The sequence below is a fragment of the Pseudomonas sp. MD330_10 genome, from assembly GCF_042610415.1.
Lineage (GTDB): Bacteria > Pseudomonadota > Gammaproteobacteria > Pseudomonadales > Pseudomonadaceae > Aquipseudomonas > Aquipseudomonas rhodesiae.
Window position 1 is genome coordinate 1 of the sequence record NZ_JBHGZU010000088.1, and the last position, 267, is coordinate 267.

General features: G+C 61.4%; 1 pseudogene. It reads right to left on the reverse strand.

Annotated features, from left to right (window positions below):
- Positions 1-267, reverse strand: a pseudogene (locus ACFZPT_RS26730) (hypothetical protein); the annotation flags it as partial.

Sequence of the window (267 nt, forward strand, 5' to 3'; positions counted from 1 at the left end):
CACAAGGCTGGCGTTTTTCAATTTCAATCCACCAAAAAACCGGCCCCACCGGCAAACAGGATGGCTTGCTACCCATGCCCATGTCCGCATCGCTACGCTCCTTAACCACCAGAATGTTACGCGCCTGGGCTGCGGCCTTGGCTTGATCACGCTTGTCCCACGGGTTGCTGCCGACGCAGCCACCGGGTGGCAGGCCGGCGTGCTGGGTGAGGATCTTGGTGGAGGTCTGCTTGGCGACCTTGTGGCAACCGGCCGGCGTCGAGTTCT